The organism is Streptomyces sp. NPDC028298 (genome assembly GCF_055565895.1).
Map to the genome: position 1 here is coordinate 1,082,385 of NZ_JBVHTL010000001.1, position 16,451 is coordinate 1,098,835.

Annotated in this window: 15 protein-coding genes; 10 read left to right on the top strand and 5 right to left on the bottom strand. The window is 72.8% G+C overall.

The window, feature by feature from the left end; translation table 11 throughout:
- Positions 1–124: 124 nt before the first annotated feature.
- From ligD to ACZ4TO_RS04870, 3 genes are all read right to left on the bottom strand, one after another.
- Positions 125–1,141, bottom strand: a complete 1,017-nt coding sequence (gene ligD, locus ACZ4TO_RS04860) for a non-homologous end-joining DNA ligase (protein WP_382796160.1) — start codon at positions 1,139–1,141, stop codon at positions 125–127.
- Positions 1,142–1,294: 153 nt separating this feature from the next.
- Entirely contained in the window at positions 1,295–1,729 is a 435-nt protein-coding gene (locus tag ACZ4TO_RS04865) for a hypothetical protein (protein ID WP_468023426.1), read from the bottom strand.
- Between the two features lie 170 nt (positions 1,730–1,899).
- The gene (locus ACZ4TO_RS04870) at positions 1,900–2,181 is read right to left on the bottom strand and encodes a hypothetical protein (protein ID WP_385045689.1); all 282 of its coding nucleotides are present in this window, start codon (positions 2,179–2,181) and stop codon (positions 1,900–1,902) included.
- Between the two features lie 271 nt (positions 2,182–2,452).
- On the opposite strand from ACZ4TO_RS04870, the gene ACZ4TO_RS04875 reads away from it, so the two are divergent.
- Together ACZ4TO_RS04875 and ACZ4TO_RS04880 are read left to right on the top strand one after the other, a co-directional pair.
- Positions 2,453–3,523 (top strand): ATP-dependent DNA ligase, encoded by a 1,071-nt coding sequence (locus ACZ4TO_RS04875; protein ID WP_382796154.1) that lies wholly within the window; start codon positions 2,453–2,455, stop codon positions 3,521–3,523.
- 210 nt (positions 3,524–3,733) lie between these two features.
- Complete coding sequence (locus ACZ4TO_RS04880; protein WP_468023427.1) at positions 3,734–4,717, top strand: DUF3048 domain-containing protein; 984 nt, start codon at positions 3,734–3,736, stop codon at positions 4,715–4,717.
- An 8-nt stretch (positions 4,718–4,725) separates the two neighbouring features.
- Here the strand turns inward: ACZ4TO_RS04880 and ACZ4TO_RS04885 are convergent, their stop codons facing one another.
- The gene (locus ACZ4TO_RS04885) at positions 4,726–5,190 is read right to left on the bottom strand and encodes a MarR family winged helix-turn-helix transcriptional regulator (RefSeq protein WP_385045693.1); all 465 of its coding nucleotides are present in this window, start codon (positions 5,188–5,190) and stop codon (positions 4,726–4,728) included.
- Positions 5,191–5,422: 232 nt separating this feature from the next.
- Here ACZ4TO_RS04885 and ACZ4TO_RS04890 point away from each other — a divergent pair, with 232 nt between their 5' ends.
- The 7 genes from ACZ4TO_RS04890 to pcaDC are packed head-to-tail and all read left to right on the top strand — an operon-like array spanning position 5,423 to position 11,892.
- A complete protein-coding gene (locus ACZ4TO_RS04890; protein ID WP_468023428.1) occupies positions 5,423–6,205 on the top strand; it encodes a CoA transferase subunit A in 783 nt (260 codons plus the stop codon).
- Positions 6,205–6,852 carry a 3-oxoacid CoA-transferase subunit B gene (locus tag ACZ4TO_RS04895; RefSeq protein WP_468023429.1) on the top strand — a complete coding sequence of 216 codons (648 nt, stop codon included), beginning with the start codon at positions 6,205–6,207 and terminating at the stop codon, positions 6,850–6,852. The genes ACZ4TO_RS04890 and ACZ4TO_RS04895 overlap by 1 nt, the downstream gene beginning before the upstream one ends.
- Positions 6,849–8,051: a thiolase family protein gene (locus tag ACZ4TO_RS04900; protein WP_468023430.1), complete on the top strand. Its 1,203-nt coding sequence runs from the start codon at positions 6,849–6,851 to the stop codon at positions 8,049–8,051. The genes ACZ4TO_RS04895 and ACZ4TO_RS04900 overlap by 4 nt, the downstream gene beginning before the upstream one ends.
- Positions 8,052–8,061: 10 nt before the next feature.
- Complete coding sequence (gene pcaH, locus ACZ4TO_RS04905; RefSeq protein WP_382796146.1) at positions 8,062–8,829, top strand: protocatechuate 3,4-dioxygenase subunit beta; 768 nt, start codon at positions 8,062–8,064, stop codon at positions 8,827–8,829.
- A 2-nt stretch (positions 8,830–8,831) separates the two neighbouring features.
- Complete coding sequence (gene pcaG / locus ACZ4TO_RS04910) at positions 8,832–9,395, top strand: protocatechuate 3,4-dioxygenase subunit alpha (protein WP_468023431.1); 564 nt, start codon at positions 8,832–8,834, stop codon at positions 9,393–9,395.
- A complete protein-coding gene (pcaB, locus tag ACZ4TO_RS04915; RefSeq protein ID WP_468023432.1) occupies positions 9,392–10,741 on the top strand; it encodes a 3-carboxy-cis,cis-muconate cycloisomerase in 1,350 nt (449 codons plus the stop codon). Before pcaG ends, pcaB begins: the two co-directional genes overlap by 4 nt.
- Positions 10,738–11,892 (top strand): bifunctional 3-oxoadipate enol-lactonase/4-carboxymuconolactone decarboxylase PcaDC, encoded by a 1,155-nt coding sequence (gene pcaDC, locus ACZ4TO_RS04920; RefSeq protein WP_468023433.1) that lies wholly within the window; start codon positions 10,738–10,740, stop codon positions 11,890–11,892. Before pcaB ends, pcaDC begins: the two co-directional genes overlap by 4 nt.
- Positions 11,893–12,163: 271 nt before the next feature.
- On the opposite strand, the gene ACZ4TO_RS04925 is transcribed toward pcaDC, so the two are convergent.
- Positions 12,164–14,830: an ATP-binding protein gene (locus ACZ4TO_RS04925; RefSeq protein ID WP_468023434.1), complete on the bottom strand. Its 2,667-nt coding sequence runs from the start codon at positions 14,828–14,830 to the stop codon at positions 12,164–12,166.
- Positions 14,831–15,390: 560 nt separating this feature from the next.
- On the opposite strand from ACZ4TO_RS04925, the gene ACZ4TO_RS04930 reads away from it, so the two are divergent.
- Positions 15,391–16,431 (top strand): DUF2510 domain-containing protein, encoded by a 1,041-nt coding sequence (locus ACZ4TO_RS04930; protein WP_468023435.1) that lies wholly within the window; start codon positions 15,391–15,393, stop codon positions 16,429–16,431.
- The last annotated feature ends 20 nt before the right edge of the window (positions 16,432–16,451 follow it).

Genomic DNA, 16,451 nt, shown 5'->3' on the forward strand with positions numbered 1-16,451 from the left:
CTCGGCGGATGCCGATCAGGATAGCCGCGCGACCGCTCGCTCCGCGGGGGTGCTCCCCGATCTTCGAGAACGGCTCGAACCAGTCCCGCCACGGGGTGACTTGGCGAAAGGCCAGCGGGCCGTTCTAGGCGTCCTCGTGCTTCGCGCGGCTGGGCTGGACCCGCTTGGGCTCGCCCGGCATCTTCGGGTACTCGGGCGGGTACGGGAGGTCGCCGAGGCCGTGGTCGTGCTCGTCGCGGCTGGCGAGTTCCAGCAGGGCCTCCAGCGAGAAGGCGTGCTCGTCCATGTCGGCGTGCACGTCGCCGAGTTCGGCGAAGCGCTTCGGCATGGTCGCCAGGTCGAAGTCCCGGGGCCGGGCCTCCTGCACCTCGTCCCAGCGCAGCGGAGCGGAGACCGGGGCGTGCGGGCGGGGACGTACGGAATAGGCCGAGGCGATGGTGCGGTCCCGGGCCGTCTGGTTGTAGTCCACGAAGATCTTCTCGCCCCGCTCCTCCTTCCACCACGCGGTGGTGACCTGGTCGGGCATACGGCGTTCGAGCTCGCGCCCGACGGCGATGGCGGCCCGGCGCACCTGGGTGAAGGTCCAGCGCGGCTGGATGGGCACGAAGACGTGCAGCCCGCGGCCCCCGGAGGTCTTGGGCCAGCCCCGCAGACCGCCGTACTCGTGGAGGACCTCGCGCAGTTCGTGGGCGGCGCGCACCGCGTCGGTGTAGTCCGTGCCGGGCTGCGGGTCGAGGTCGATGCGCAGTTCGTCGGGGCTGTCGACGTCGTCGCGGCGGACCGGCCAGGGATGGAAGGTGAGCGTGCCGAACTGCGCGGCCCACAGCACCGCGGCGGGCTCGGTGGGGCACATCTCGTCGGCGCTGCGGCCGCTGGGGAAGGTGATGTGGGCGGTCGGGATCCAGTCGGGCATGTTCTTGGGCGCCCGCTTCTGGAAGAAGGACTCGCCCGTGACCCCGTCCGGGTAGCGCTCCAGGGTGGTGGGGCGGTTGCGCAGGGCACGCAGGATGCCGTCGCCGACGGCGAGGTAGTACTGGGCGAGGTCCAGCTTCGTGAATCCGCGCTCAGGGAAGAAGATCTTGCCCGGGCTGGACAGACGCACGCTCCTGCCGGCCGCTTCGAGTTCCACCGCATCGCCCATGCGAGCCACGGTAGGCGCAGCCCGCGGCCCCCGCACACCGGGCGGACACCGACGGCACTGCGCCGGCCCCGCCCCTGCCCGGTGGATCCGCCCCGGTACGGACACCTGCCCGCACGGACAGGAGAGCAGGAACTCCGGGCGCAGGAACCGGTGTCAGGCCTTGCAGAAGCCGAGGCCCTTGAGCGCGTCGTTGATCTGCTTGCCCTGGGTCTCGGTGGTGGTGACGTCCTTGTAGGTGAAGCGCTGGGAGGCCGTCCGGTCGAGCTTGCGGCCACCGCCGTTGATCGCCATGCACTGGTTGCGTGCGGCGTCGATCGCCTTGTCCTCGTACTTCACGATGCCCGGGTTGGCGGCGCCGAGGGCGCGGAGCAGTTGGGCGCGCTTGACCCCGGTGGGCACGGGCGGGATGCCGGCCGCTTTCTCGGCGGCGCTCACGTCGGCACTGGGCTCGCTGCCCGGGGCGCGCGTGGACGTGGGCTTGGGCGTGGCCTTGGCGTCGGTGTCGGTGTCGTCGCCGCTGCCGCTGCAGCCGGCGAGCGCGGCGGCGAGCGTGATGGCGATGGCGACGACGGTGGTGCGGATGCGCATGGTCCCCCCAGGACTTCCGTTCTGAACGGTCATCATGCGCAGAGGTGGGCGGGGCGCGTGTCCGCGGTATCCGTGTTGTGACACGGGGCCGGGGAAGGAGTCCGCGACGGCTGGGTGGGACGGGTGCGGAGGGGCGCCCGCGGCCGGTGTGGGCCGTGGGCGCCGCCCGGCTACTGCTGGGGTGTCTGCAGGTTCTTCAGCGTGTCGCTGATCTGTTCGTTGAGGACCTCGGTGGCGAGGCGCTGGACCGTCTTGTCGTCGAGTCCGTCGCAGGCGGTCGGCCGGTCGGCCGGGGTGGCCTGGTCTCCGGCGGCCGCGCCCTTCTTGAACTCCGCGGTCAGCGCGGCCTTGCAGGCCGTCGGATCGGCGTTGGCGGCGCCGCTGCCGCCGCACGCGGTCAGGGCTGCCGCGAGTACGAGTAGCGCGCCGCACGCGGCTGTGCGAGTGTTCATGATCCCCCCGTGGTTCTGGTCACCGAAGGGCATCATGGCGTCACCGAGGATGACGTGGTGGGTCTGTGGCGATCCTGTGACCCGGAAGGGCCCTGCCCCGAGGCCCGGGGCGGCGACGGTGACGGCGGAGCCGTCCGTCGCGGCGACGGAGCGGCACACGGCACTCCGACCGATCCGAGTGCCGGATCAGCGGTAGAACCCCGGCGCAGCACGACCCTCGCGGCCGAACACGCAACAGGCGCGCACCATGGACGGCTCTTAGAGTCGAAGTATGGATCTGCCGGTGATGCCCCCCGTCAAGCCGATGCTCGCCAAGGCCGTGGCGAAGATCCCGCCGGACATGCACTACGAGGCGAAGTGGGACGGTTTCCGGGCCATCGTGTTCCGTGACGGGGACGAGATCGAGATCGGCAGTCGCACCGGGAAGCCGCTGACCAGGTATTTTCCGGAGCTTGTCGAGGCGTTGCGGGAGCGGTTGCCGGAGCGCTGTGTGATGGACGGGGAGATCGTGATCGCCAGGGACGGGCGGCTCGACTTCGACGCGCTCACGGAGCGGATCCACCCGGCGGACTCCCGGGTGCGGATGCTGGCGGAGAAGACGCCCGCCTCCTTCGTGGCCTTCGACCTGCTGGCCCTGGCCGACGCCTCGCTGCTCGACGTACCGCTGACGGACCGGCGCGCGCTGCTGGTGAAGGCGCTGTCCGAGGTGACGGCTCCGGTGCACCTGGCGCCCGCGACCACGGACCGGGAGGTGGCGCAGCGGTGGTTCGAACAGTACGAGGGGGCCGGACTCGACGGGGTCGTCGCGAAGCCCCTCGCTCTGCCGTATCTGCGGGACGAGCGGGCCATGTTCAAGATCAAGCACGAGCGGACGGCCGATGTCGTCGTGGCCGGCTACCGCTTCCACAAGAGCGGACCGGTCGTCGGGTCGCTGCTGCTGGGGCTGTACGACACCGGCGGGACGCTCCAGCACGTGGGCGTGAGCGCCGCGTTCACGATGAAGCGGCGGGCGGAACTGGTGGAGGAACTGGAGCCCTTGCGGCTCGAGGACGCGGCCGGGCATCCGTGGGCGGCCTGGGCCCAGGAGTCGGCGCACGAGAGCGCCCGGCTGCCGGGGGCGCCCAGCAGATGGTCGGCGAAGAAGGACCTGTCGTGGATTCCGGTCCGGCCCGAGCGGGTGGCCGAGGTGGCGTACGACCACATGGAGAACGGCGTACGGTTCCGCCACACGGCCCGCTTCCGCCGATGGCGTCCCGACCGCACGGCCGAGAGCTGCACGTACGGACAACTGGAGGAGCCGGTCGGCTACGACCTGGCGGAGATCCTGGGGCCGCGGAGCTGAGACACCGAGGCAGACAGACACCGGGCGGCGCCGGAACACCGGAACACCGGCACGGAACCGTCGCCTCCGCGACCCCCTTCGACCCTGCACGGATCGTCCCGCTGAGCCGATCAGCTCAGTCGCCGCGCGCAATCAGAAACGATCGGGTTCGGCCACCGATGAACTGATGAACGCATTAATCGATGGCACGGGACAGGTGGCACGGTGGGCATGCGAGAGATGGTGCGGACGCGGCGGGGCGCGTGGACGGCGGCACTGCTGGCCGTCACGGTGACGGGTTCCCTGATGTCGGGCTGCACTTCGGGAGGCGGAGCCACCGACGACGGCCGGTCGCCGACGCAGAGCCAGAGCCCGAGCGAGAGCGGGACCGGCACGGTGAACGCGGGCCCGGTGCTCGCGGTGAAGATCGACAACGCGCCCGACGCCCGCCCCCAGACGGGGCTCGACGCGGCGGACGTGGTCTACACGGAGCAGGTCGAGGGCGGTCTGAGCCGGCTCATGGCGGTCTTCGCGAGCACGCTGCCCGACGCCGTCGGGCCCGTACGCAGCGCCCGCGAGTCGGATCTGGAACTGCTGAGACAGTTCCACGAGCCGACGCTCGCCTTCTCCGGGGCCCAGCACAAGCTGCTGCCGCTGATCGACGACGCCCCGCTGGATCCCGAGCCGGCCGGGAAGGTGCCCGGCGCCTGGTACCGGGGCTCGGGCAAGGCCGCCCCGCACAACCTGTATCTGCGTCCGCGGCGGCTGATGGACTCCGCGCCCGGCGACACGGCGCTGACCACGGGCTTCCACTTCGGCGCGGCACCCTCGGGCGGCACCCCGCAGGCCTCGCGCACGGTCCGCTTCCCCTCGGCCCGCTTCACCTTCACCTGGTCCGCCGAGCGGGGGCGCTGGCTGGTGGCGATGGACGGCACCCCGACGGTGACGACGGACGGCAAGACGGTGGCTCCGGCGACGGTGGTCATCCAGTACGTGAAGGTGCGTACGTCGAAGTACCACGACTTCCTCGGCAACAACACGCCGTTCACGGAGTCGGTGGGCTCGGGCAAAGCCCAGGTGCTGCGCGACGGCCGTGCCTACGACGCGAACTGGACGCGCCCCGAGGCGACCGACGGCACGCGGTTCACCACCCCGGACGGCGCGCCGATGAACTTCGCGCCCGGCCAGGTGTGGGTGGTCCTGGCCAAGGCGTGAGAGGCCGCTCAGTGCCGCGCGGGAAGGGGCTCCGGGGGGTTGCGGAGCCCCTCGGCCGCGTCCGCGACGCGCTGGATGAGGTCGAAGAAGAGGCCCTGCTCCTCGGTGGAGAGCGGGGCCAGGAACACCTGGTTCATCCGCGCGGTGCGCACGGTCAGCTTGCGGTGGACGCGGACCCCCTCGTCCGTGAGGCGGAGCAGGAACCGCCGACCGTCCGCGGGATCGCGCACCTTGTCCAGCAGCGCGCGGCGCCCGAGCCGGCTGATGACCTCGGCGATCGTGGACCGGTCGAGCCCCACCCGCTCCCCCACCGTGCGCTGGTCGAGGCCGGGCTCGGCGACGAGCGCGTTCAGGACCGCGAACTGGGGCGAGGTGATCTCCTCGGAGACCATCGTGTTCCACAGCAGGTAGTGCGCCTGCTGGAGTCGCCGGGCCAGGTGCCCCGGATGGGTGGAGAGGTCCACCGCGGCCATGTGCGCTCCTGACGTCGTCGATGCCCGAATTCGTTGGTGCACTGAACGATACCTGCCCGCTTCGACGGCTGTCTCACCTCCGTCGACCGGGTCGCTCCTTCGCAGGCCCTCGACACGTTGGGGTCTTGACGGACCGAAGTCCGGGTGGCAGCGTGCTGAGCACCTCGGCGAATTAATCAGTGCCCTGATTAATTCGAGCGGCAGGACAGTCGGCAGAGATGAGGCTTCACGGATGGACAAGGTGGTCGCCACGGCACTGGAGGCGGTGGCCGATGTACCGGACGGCGCGACCCTGGCGGTCGGCGGATTCGGCCTCAGTGGCGTACCGAACGTGCTGATCGCGGCGCTCCACGAGCGCGGCGTCCAGGAACTCGGCATCGTCTCCAACAACTGCGGGGCCATGGACTCCGGGCTCGCGACCCTGCTCGCCGCCGGACGCGTCGCCCGCGTCACCGGCTCGTACATCGGCGCGAACAAGGAGTTCGCCCGGCAGTACCTCGCCGGTGAGCTGGAGGTCGAGATGATCCCGCAGGGCACCCTGGCCGAACGGCTCCGCGCGGGCGGTGCCGGGATCCCCGCGTTCTACACACCCGCCGGGGTCGGCACCCAGGTCGCCGAGGGCGGGCTGCCGTGGCGGTACGACGGCCACGGCGGCGTCACGCTGGCCTCCCCGCCGAAGGAGGTGCGCGAGTTCGACGGCACCTCATACGTGCTGGAGCACGGCATCCGCACCGACTTCGCGCTGGTACGGGCCGCGAAGGGCGACCGGCACGGCAACCTCGTCTTCAACAAGTCCTCCCGGAACTTCAACCCGCTCGCCGCGATGGCCGGCCGGGTGACGATCGCCGAGGTGGAGCAGCTCGTGGAACCGGGCGGCATCGACCCGGACGCCGTGCATCTGCCCGGCATCTTCGTCCAGCGCGTCGTGGCCCTGACCCCCGAGCAGGCGAGCGCCAAGATGATCGAGAAGCGGACGGTCTCGGCCCCCGCGGCCGACGGAACGGTGGGCGAGTGATGGCCTGGAACAGGCAGGAGATGGCCGCGCGCGCCGCGCGTGAGCTGACGGACGGCCAGTACGTGAACCTCGGCATCGGCCTGCCGACCCTGATCCCCAATCACCTCCCCCCGGGCGTCGAGGTGATCCTGGAGTCGGAGAACGGCATTCTCGGCACCGGCCCGTACCCGGCCGAGGACGAGGTCGACCCCGATCTCATCAACGCCGGCAAGGAGACCGTCACGGTCCTGCCGGGTGCCTCCTACTTCGACTCCGCACTGTCCTTCGGGATGATCCGCGGCGGGCACATCGACGTCGCGGTCCTGGGCGCGATGCAGGTGTCGGCCGGCGGCGATCTCGCCAACTGGGCCGTCCCCGGCAAGATGATCACCGGCATCGGCGGGGCGATGGACCTCGTCCACGGAGCCCGTACGGTCATCGTGGTGATGACGCACACCGCGAAGGACGGCTCGCCCAAGATCCTGCGGGAGTGCGAACTGCCGCTCACCGGGAAGGCCTGTGTGAACCGGATCATCACCGACCTGGGCGTCCTCGACGTCACCGACGAGGGCCTGCTCCTGGTGGAGACCGCGCCGGGCGTCACGGCCGCGGAGGTCGCGGCGAGGACCGCGGCCGAGGTCCGTGTCGCGGAAGGGATCCGGCCGTGAAGGACGTCTACGTCGTCGATGCCGTCCGGACGCCGATCGGCAGGTACGGCGGTTCGCTGGCCGCCGTCCGCCCGGACGATCTCGCCGCCCACGCCATCCGCGAACTCCTCGCCCGCACCCCGGACCTGGACCCGGCGCTGATCGAGGACGTGTACCTCGGCAACGCCAACGGCGCGGGCGAGGAGAACCGCAACGTGGGCCGGATGGCCGCCCTCCTGTCCGGGCTGCCCACCTCGGTGCCGGGCGTGACCGTCAACCGGCTGTGCGCCTCCGGCCTCGAAGCCGTCATCCAGGCGGCCCGCGCCATCGCGCTCGGCGACGCCTCGATCGTCCTGGCCGGCGGTGTCGAGTCGATGACGCGCGCGCCCTACGTCCTGCCCAAGAGCGAGAAGCCCTTCCCCGCCGGGCACACCGAGCTGTACTCCACGACGCTCGGCTGGCGCCTGGTCAATCCGCGGATGGACCCGCAGTGGACCATCCCGCTCGGCGAGTCCGCCGAACTCATCGCCGACAAGCACGCGATCACCCGTGAGCAGCAGGACGAGTTCGCCCTCGGCAGCCACCGAAAGGCGGCCCGGGCCCAGGCGGAGGGCCTGTTCGCCGCCGAGACCGTCCCGCTGACCCTGCCCCGGCGCAAGGGCGACCCGGTGGTGTTCGCCGCCGACGAATGCGTACGCGCCGACGCCTCCCTCGACGCCATGGCCCGGCTGAAGCCGTCCTTCCGCCCCGAGGGGGGCACGGTCACCGCGGGCAACGCCTCGCCGCTCAACGACGGCGCCGCCGCCCTCCTGCTGACCGACGCCGAGGGGCTGCGGGCCACCGGACGCGAACCCCTCGCCCGGGTCTCCGCGACCGGCGTGTCCGCGATCGACCCCCAGTACTTCGGACTCGCCCCCGTCGAGGCCGTGAACCGCGCTCTGGCCAAGGCGGGAAAGGGATTTGACGACCTGTCGACACTGGAGCTGAACGAGGCCTTCGCCGCCCAGGTGCTCGGCTGCCTCGCCGAATGGCCCGCGTTCGACCCCGCGATCCTCAACCCGCGCGGCGGCGCCATCGCCCTCGGCCACCCCCTGGGTGCCTCCGGTGCCCGGCTCGCCGGAACCGTCGCCCACCAACTCGCCCGCGAGGGAAGCGGAGTCGGAGTCGCCACCCTCTGTATCGGCGTGGGCCAGGGCCTCGCCCTCGTCCTCGAACGCTAGGAACTCGACCATGGCTCTCACCCAGTCGGACATCGACGTCGAGATCAAGGATCTCCAGGACGGCTACGACAAGGCGGTGGCCGGCGGAGCGCCCGTGCGGCACCACCCCGCGCGCGACTATCCCCCGTACCGCAGCTCACGGCTCCGCCACCCGAAGCAGCCGCTGGTCGCGGTGAGCGGCGACCCGGAGACCGTCGAGCTGTCGGGCCCGGTCTTCGGCGTCACCGACATCACCGGGATCGACAACGACCTCACCCTCCAGCACCGGGGCGAACCGATCGGCGAGCGGATCACCGTCGCGGGCCGGCTGCTCGACCGCGAGGGGCGGCCGGTGCGCGGTCAGCTCATCGAGGTCTGGCAGGCCAACGCCGCCGGACGCTACGCCCATCTGCGCGAGCAGCACCCCGCCCCGCTCGACCCCAACTTCACCGGCGTGGGGCGGACCCTGACGGATGATCAGGGACGGTACTCGTTCACCACGATCAAGCCGGGACCCTACCCCTGGGGCAATCACACCAACGCATGGCGGCCCGCGCACATCCACTTCTCCGTCTTCGGCACCGCGTTCACCCAGCGGCTGGTGACACAGATGTACTTCCCGGGCGACCCGCTCTTCCCGTACGACCCGATCCTGCGGTCCGTGACGGACCGGGCGGCCCGCGAACGGCTGATCGCGGCGTACGACCACGATCTCTCGCGGCCCGAGTTCTCCATGGGCTACCAGTGGGACATCGTCCTCGACGGTCCCTCCGCCACCTGGATCGAGGAAGGCCGATGAGCATGGCCGGACGACCGCTCCCCACCCCCGCCCACACCATCGGGCCCTTCTACGGCCACGCGCTGCCGTTCCCGGGCGGCGGCGACATCGCGCCCCCGGGCCACCCCGACACCATCACCCTGCACGGCCACGTGCTCGACGGCGCGGGCGCGCCGGTCCCCGACGCCCTGCTCGACTTCTGGCAGGCCGCGCCCGACGGTTCACTCACCGGCGCCCCCGGCTCCCTGCGCCGCGACCCGTCCACGGGCGGGTTCCTCGGCCGCAACGGCCTCGACTTCACCGGCTTCGGCCGGGTCGCCACCGACGCCGACGGCCGCTACGCGCTGCGCACGCTGCCACCGGGGAACACCGGACTGCCGTACATCGGCGTGTGCGTCTTCGCGCGCGGTCTGACCCACCACCTGTTCACCCGCGCCTATCTGACCGACGGCACGGATCCGCTGCTCGACGCGCTGCCGGACGAGCGGCGCGCCACACTGATCGCGGCCGAGGGCGCGACGCGGACGTACCGCTTCGACATCCGCCTTCAGGGCGAGGGCGAGACGGTCTTCCTGGAGTTCCGGTGACGGCCGCCGACCCCCTCGCGTCCGACATCGGCCTCCTCGCTCCGGGCCGGGTGGGTTCCCCGGCGTCGGCCGCGACGAGCGACAGCGCCTATCTGCGGGCCCTGCTCGACGCGGAGGCCGCGCTGACCCGGGCGCAGGCGTCCCTCGGACTGGCCCCCGCCGAGGCCGCGACGGCGGTGACCCGGGCGGCCGCCACCGCGGACTTCGACCTCGCCTCGATCGCGCTGCGTGCCCGGGGCGGCGGCAACCCGGTGATCCCGCTGGTCACGGACCTGACGGCCGCCGTCGCCGCCGAGTTCGGCCCGTACGTCCACCGGGGCGCGACGAGCCAGGACATCCTGGACTCGGCCACCATGCTCGTCGCGGCCCGCACCCTCGACGTGGTCCTTGACGACCTGGAACGGACCGGGCACCACCTCGCCCGGCTCGCGGCACGGCACCGGGACACCGTCCTGCCGGGTCGCACGCTCACCCAGCACGCGGTGCCGACGACGTTCGGGCTGAAGGCGGCCGGCTGGCGGTCCCTGGTGCTCGACGCCCGGGACCGGCTGCGCGCCGTACGGGCCTCACTGCCCGCCCAACTGGGCGGCGCGGCGGGCACCCTGGCCGCCTTCACCGCCTTCGGCGCGGACGACACCCGCGCCCTGACCGCCGCGTACGCGCGCGAACTCGGCCTCGCCGAGCCCCTGTTGCCCTGGCACACCCTGCGCACACCCGTCGCCGACCTGGCCGGAGCCCTGGCGTTCACGGCCGGCGCGCTCGGCAGGACGGCCGTCGACGTGCTCACCCTCTCGCGCACGGAGATCGCCGAGCTGGCCGAGGGGTCCGGCGGCGGCTCGTCCGCGATGCCGCACAAGCGGAACCCGGTGCGGGCCACGCTGGTGGCCTCCGCCGCCCGGCGTGCCCCGCTGCTCGCGGCCACCCTGTACGGCGCGCTGGCGGCCGAGGACGAACGGCCGGCCGGGGCCTGGCACTCCGAGTGGGAACCCCTGCGCGATCTGCTCCGGCTGACCGGAGGAGCGGCCCGCGACACGGCCGAACTGACCGAGAACCTGCAGGTCGACACCGAGGCCATGCGTGAACACCTGGACCTGACGCACGGGTTGATCGTCTCCGAGCGGCTGGCCGCCGAACTCGCCCCGGTTCTCGGCCGGGCGCGCGCCAAGGACCTGCTGACCCGCGCCGCCGAGCGGGCCGCCGGTGAGCGGCGTCCCCTCGCGGACGTGCTCGGCGAGGAGCCCGCCCTGAAGGACCTCCCGGGTGTCGACCTCGCCGACCTGACCGACCCGACCCGCTACACGGGCTCCGCCGGAGTCCTCACCGACCGTGCTCTGGAGCGACGTTGACCGCGAACCTGCTCACCCATCGCACCGAGGGCTCGCCCGCCGCTCCCCCGCTGATCCTCGGGCCCTCGCTCGGGACGTCGTACGCCCTGTGGGACGCGGTCGCGCCCGAACTGTCCTCGGCCCACCGGGTGGTGCGCTGGAACCTGCCCGGACACGGCGGCGCGCCCTCCGGTCCGATCGGCCCGGGTGCCACGGTCGCCGACCTGGCCGGGCTCGTGCTGGAGCTGGCCGACTCCCTGGGCATCGGGCGTTTCGCGTACGCCGGTGTGTCGCTGGGCGGTGCCGTGGGCCTGCACCTGGCGGTCCACCACCCCGACCGGCTCTCGTCGCTCGCCGTCATCTGTTCCTCGACCCACTTCAACGGATCGAAGCCGTGGGAGGAACGGGCCGAGCTGGTGCGCCGCGAGGGCCTCGGACCCGTCGCGGCGACCGCCGACGCCCGCTGGTTCACCGCGGGCTTCACCGTCCCGGAACTGGTCCAGGACCACCGCGACGCCGACCCCGAGGCGTACGCCGCCTGTTGCGACGCCCTCGCCGCGTTCGACATCCGCGAGGAGCTGGCGTCGATCACCGTACCGACGCTGCTGATCGCGGGGCGCGAGGACCCGGCGACGCCGCCCGCGCATCTGCGGGAGATCGCGGACGCGGTACCGGGCGCGGCGCTCGTGGAGATCCCGGGCGCCTCCCATCTGGCGCCCGCCCAGTGCCCGGAGGCCGTGCTGACGGCGCTGCGCGCGCACTTCTCGGCGGGGGGTGCCCGGCGCGGCATGGAGGTACGGCGTCAGGTCCTCGGCGACGAGCACGTGGACCGTGCGCAGGTCCGCCAGACCCCGTTCACGGCCCGGTTCCAGGACTTCATCTCGCGCTACGCCTGGGGTGAGATCTGGACCGACACGACACTGAGCCGGCGCGAGCGCAGCATGATCACGCTGACCGCGCTGGTGGCCCACGGCCACCACGACGAGCTGGCGATGCACGTCCGCGCGGCCCGGCGCAACGGACTCACGCCCGAGGAGATCGGCGCGCTGCTGCTGCAGACGGCGGTCTACTGCGGTGTCCCGGCGGCCAACGCGGCCTTCGCGGTGGCCCAGCGGGTACTGGCGGAGGACGACGCCGGGGAGAACGGCCGCTCGACGGGCTCCTCGGACTGACCCCGCCCCGGGCGCCGGGGGCCGGCTTCCGGGCGGGGCCCCGGGAGGCCGCAACCCTGGCCAGGGGATGTCGCGGGCTGCCGAGCTGCCACGTCGGCCGGCCGCCGCCTTGGCCGGACGCAAGCGTCAGCCGTCCCCGGGCCGGCGGACACCACGGGCTGCCGCCTCGGGCTGGGCGCGGGCGGGCTGCCGGCTCTGACGGCGGGTGCCGGCGCGCCGGCCCTGGCCACGTCGGCGGTACACGGCGTGGCCAGATGGTGGCCGGGGCTCGCTACAGGCCCGTCAGTGCCGCTTCCGCCTTGGCCGCGAGGCCGTCCGCTCCGCACGCGCGGGCCAGGGTCAGGCCCTTGTTCAGTTCCATCACCGAGCGGGAGGCGATGCCGTACTCGATGCGGGCCGCCGCGTGTTCGTACTGGCAGGGCGAGGCCTCCAGGTAGGTGACCGCCTGGGCCGCCAGCCGGACCGCGCGCTGACCGGTTTCGAGGGCCGCGGCGCACCGCAGGGCCTCGCCGATGGCCGTGTCGGTGCCGAACCGCTCGGCCTGGCGGCGGGCGTCACCGGCCAGCGAGGCGGCGCGTGCGGGGTCCTCGTTGGCGAGTGCCCTCGCGAGGTCGACGGCCCACGGCGCGAGCACCGTGTTGTGGTGGCCCCGGGCCGCGGCGGCCTTCTCCGCCGCCTCCAGTTCGTTGATGCCCTCCTTGGTGCGGCCGACGGCGAGCAGCAGACGGCCGCGCACCGAGCGGGTGTCGGGGAGGACGATCGTGGAGGGGTACGGAGGCGCGAAGCCGTAGCGCTCGGCGATCTCCGCCGCCTCCTGGACGTGTCCGCGGGCCAGCAGGGTGTCGATGAGGCCGCAGGTCGCCGACCAGTAGAGGGGCAGTCCGCGTCCGACCCGCTCCGCGAGGCGCAGCGATTCACGCTGGTAGTGCTCGGCGTCGACGAGGCGGCCCCGCCTGCGGTGGGCGAGTCCGAGGTAGGCGTTGGCCAGGGAGAGGTGACCGCCGCTCCAGCCCGCCTTCACGTAGGCGTGCAGGGCCTCGCTGAACAGGCTCTCGGCCCGGTCCAGCCGGTCCGTGTAGGCGTACGCGCTGCCCAGCATGAGCAGCAGTTCGACGCCCCACTCGGTGTCGGTCCAGGCGAGTCCGGGTGCGAGGCGGCCGTTGACGAGGGCCCGGTCGCACAGTTCCACGACCTCCTCGGCGTTCTCGCCGCGGGTCATCGCGTCGAAGCCGCGCAGTATGAGCAGCGCACGCTCGGAGTTGTCGCGTCCCGTGCAGGTCGTGACGAGTTCGGCGAGACCGCTGGAGTGTCCGGCGCGCTCCTCGCCCGCGTGGATGCCCTCCCACATGTAGTGGACGGCCTGGAGCCGCATCCGGGCTGGTCCCGGCTCCAGCCGTTCGACCTCGGCGTCGACCGTGCGGACGGCTTCGTCCAACTGGTTGTTGTGGAGCAGCGCCTGGGAGAGCCGGAAGACGGCGTCGACCCGCACGGTGTCCTCGAGTCCGGGCCGTTCGAGCGCGGCCCGCAGATGGCCGATGGTCGTGGCCGGCGCGGTCAGGAGCGTGGCGCAGCCCAGTTCGTAGAGCACCCGTGCGTGCACCTCGGGCAGCGGCGGTTCCTTCAGCGCCCGTTCCAGGCAGCGCCGGGCCGCGTCCGGCGCGCCGACGGCGAGGTGTTCGCGGGCCGCTTCGCGCATCTGCTCGACGAGTTCGGGATCGTCGTCCGGATGCACTTCGAGGAGATGGCGGGAGGCCGCGGCCGCGCCGCGTCCGGACTCGGTGACCGCCCAGGCCGCCTGGCCGTGCATCGCGGTGCGCAGGGCGTCCGGGATCGAGCGGTAGACCGCCGTGGCGATGAGCGGGTGCACGAACTCCAGCTCGCCGTCCGGCCGGTGGCCGTTCGTGGGCCCCACGGACGTCAGGATGCGGGCCGCGCCCAGCAGTTCGGCGCAGCGGGAGGCCTCCTCGTCCGGCATTCCGGCGAGTTGGGCGGCGAGGTCGAGGGAGATGCCGGTGCCGAGGATGGCGGCCGCCCAGGCGAACCGGGTGGCGTCGATCCCCAGTCCTTCGAGGCGGGCGACGAGCCCGCGGCCGCGGGCGGAGCGGTTCAGGTCGCGCAGTTCGGCGGCCGAGCCCTCGGCCGGCTCCAGTTCGCTGTCCTGGACCTTGGCGAGCAGTTCGACGGTCTCGTACGGGTTGCCGCCGGTGACCGCCCACACCTCGCGGCAGAAGGGCGCGTCGGCGTGCTCGCCGAGGGTGGCGCGGGTCAGCCCCTCGGTGGCGGCCGGGGTCAGCGCGGTCAGGGTGGCGAGCGGACGGCCCGCGGCGGCCACCGCGTCGAGCAGCCGGGCGCTCTCGCCGCTGACCCCGCCGGGCCTGCGGGCCACCACGACGAGGACGGACAGGTCGTCCAGGCGCTCGGCGAACGCGGCGAGCCAGCGCAGGGTCTCCTGGTCGGCCCAGTGCGCGTCGTCGATGAGCAGGACGAGCGGCCAGTCCCGCTTCGCGAGACGCCGGACCGCGGCCACCAGACCGTCGCAGACGCCCTGCGGGTCCGGCTGCCGGTCTCCCGGTTCGGCTATGCCGAGGGCGGGTCCCGCGATGTCGTACCAGTCCCCGAGGTATTCGCGTGCCTCCTCGGGGAGCAGCGAGACGAGGGCCGGCTGGAGCAACTGCCGTACGACATTGAAGGGGACGGACGTGACGGTCTCCCCTCCGCGCGCCGACCACACGGCACAGCCGCTGCCCTCCGCGATCCTGCGCACCTCGGCGAGGAGGGCGGTCTTGCCGAGACCCGCCTCTCCGCTGAGCACCAGCAGCGCGCCCGAGGTCGCGGATTCCGTCCGCAGCGCGGTGATCGCCGCTTCGAGAGTGGCGACCTCCTCTTCGCGCTCCCACAGGGAAGCCGAGGCGACCGCTCCGGGCCGTACCTCCGTCATCCCGCTACCTCCCCAGGTCGCCCAAACGACGTAACTGCAACGAGCCTAGCCTCCTGGAAGCCGTGACGGAGGCGGGACCCGGCACCAGTTGCCGAGACGGGTGACGGCGGACTCACGGAAGCGACGCCGCCGCACCCGCCCTAGTCCTGAAGGGAAGTGACGGACAGTCAATCAACGGGAAAATGAAGGTAATTTTCCTCCTCGGCACACCACCGCGGGGGCGCGTTCCGAAGGACGCCGCGCCCTCGCGGAGGGACCGGCACAGGCGCCCCCGCGCGCGACCGTGACCTGCACGCCCTCCGCTTCCGCGGCCTCGCGGAGCCGTGCCCGCGGGTGCGCCCGGACGTCCGGCCGAGCCCTTCGCGTCCGGCGCCCCGGGCTCTCGCGCCCCGCGCCCCCGAGGGCGGCGCCCGGCCCGGGCGCGGTGCCGGCCGGGCGCGCTCCTGGTACAGGCGTTCTTCATCCGTCCGAAGGATCTTTCGGCATGGCCGCGTCAGCTCCCGAGGGGCTTCGGGGAACCCTCTCATCCGCCTTTCACCCTGGACTCATACGGTGGGCCCATGACGCAGGTGACTCCCCCCGGCTGGTATCCCGACCCCGGGCAGACAGATGACGCTCCCGCCACCGAGCGCTGGTGGGACGGTAAGGCATGGACGGACCAGGTCCGCCCCGTCGGGTCGGCGGCGGCATGGGGTCCCCCGGCGTACCCGGCGGGGGCCGCGCCGTATCCGTCGTACGCCCCCGACGGCCCGCGGCGCCGGCTGCGCACGGGCATAGCCGTCGCGGCGGCGGTCGCCGTCCTCGCCGGTATCGGCGGCGGCGTGTACGCGCTGACCAGCGACGGACGCGGCGGCAGCGCCGCCTCGCCCGGCTCGGGCGGACAGAACGGCCAGGGCGGGCCGTGGGGACCGGGCGGCGGCCAGGAGGGCGGTCCGAGCGGGGCGCCCGGTGGCTCCGGCGGCTCCGGCGGCTCGGACGGCCGAGGGGGCCCCGGTGACCCCGGCGGCTCGGGCGGTTCCGGCGGGCAGACCCCGGCGCCCGGCGGGTCGGGCGGACCGCAGAGCGACCCCGGCTTCGCCACGGACGTCTACAACGGCATCAGCATCCCGGTGCCGGACGGCTGGACCGGCCAGAGCGGTGCGGGCACGGCCGCGGTCTCCACCAAGGACACCTACAAGTGCCCGGGCGACACCTCGCAGAACTGCCAGCGCGGTGGCGCCTACTCGGCCCCGGCGACGGCGCAGAAGCTGAAGTCCAGGACGGCGGAGGCGGCGGCCAAGGAGGACATCTCCAAGAACGCCACCGAGTCGTACGGCAAGGGCTACGGCTCGATCACCTCGCACACGGAGCTCGCCTCGAAGGCCGTCACGGTGGCCGGAGAGAAGGGCTATCTGGTGCGCTGGAAGGTCGTGACGAGCAAGGGTGACGACGGGTACGTCGAGTCGCTCGTGTTCCCGTCCCCGGCCGACCCCGGCTCGCTGGTCGTCGTCCGCTTCGGTGTCGACATCAGCTCCAAGGCGCCGCAGCAGTCGATCATCGACACCATCACGAAGGGCATCAAGGTGGCGGCCGGAACCGGCGGGAACGGCCAGAACGTCTGATTCCACCCATAACGGCCCGC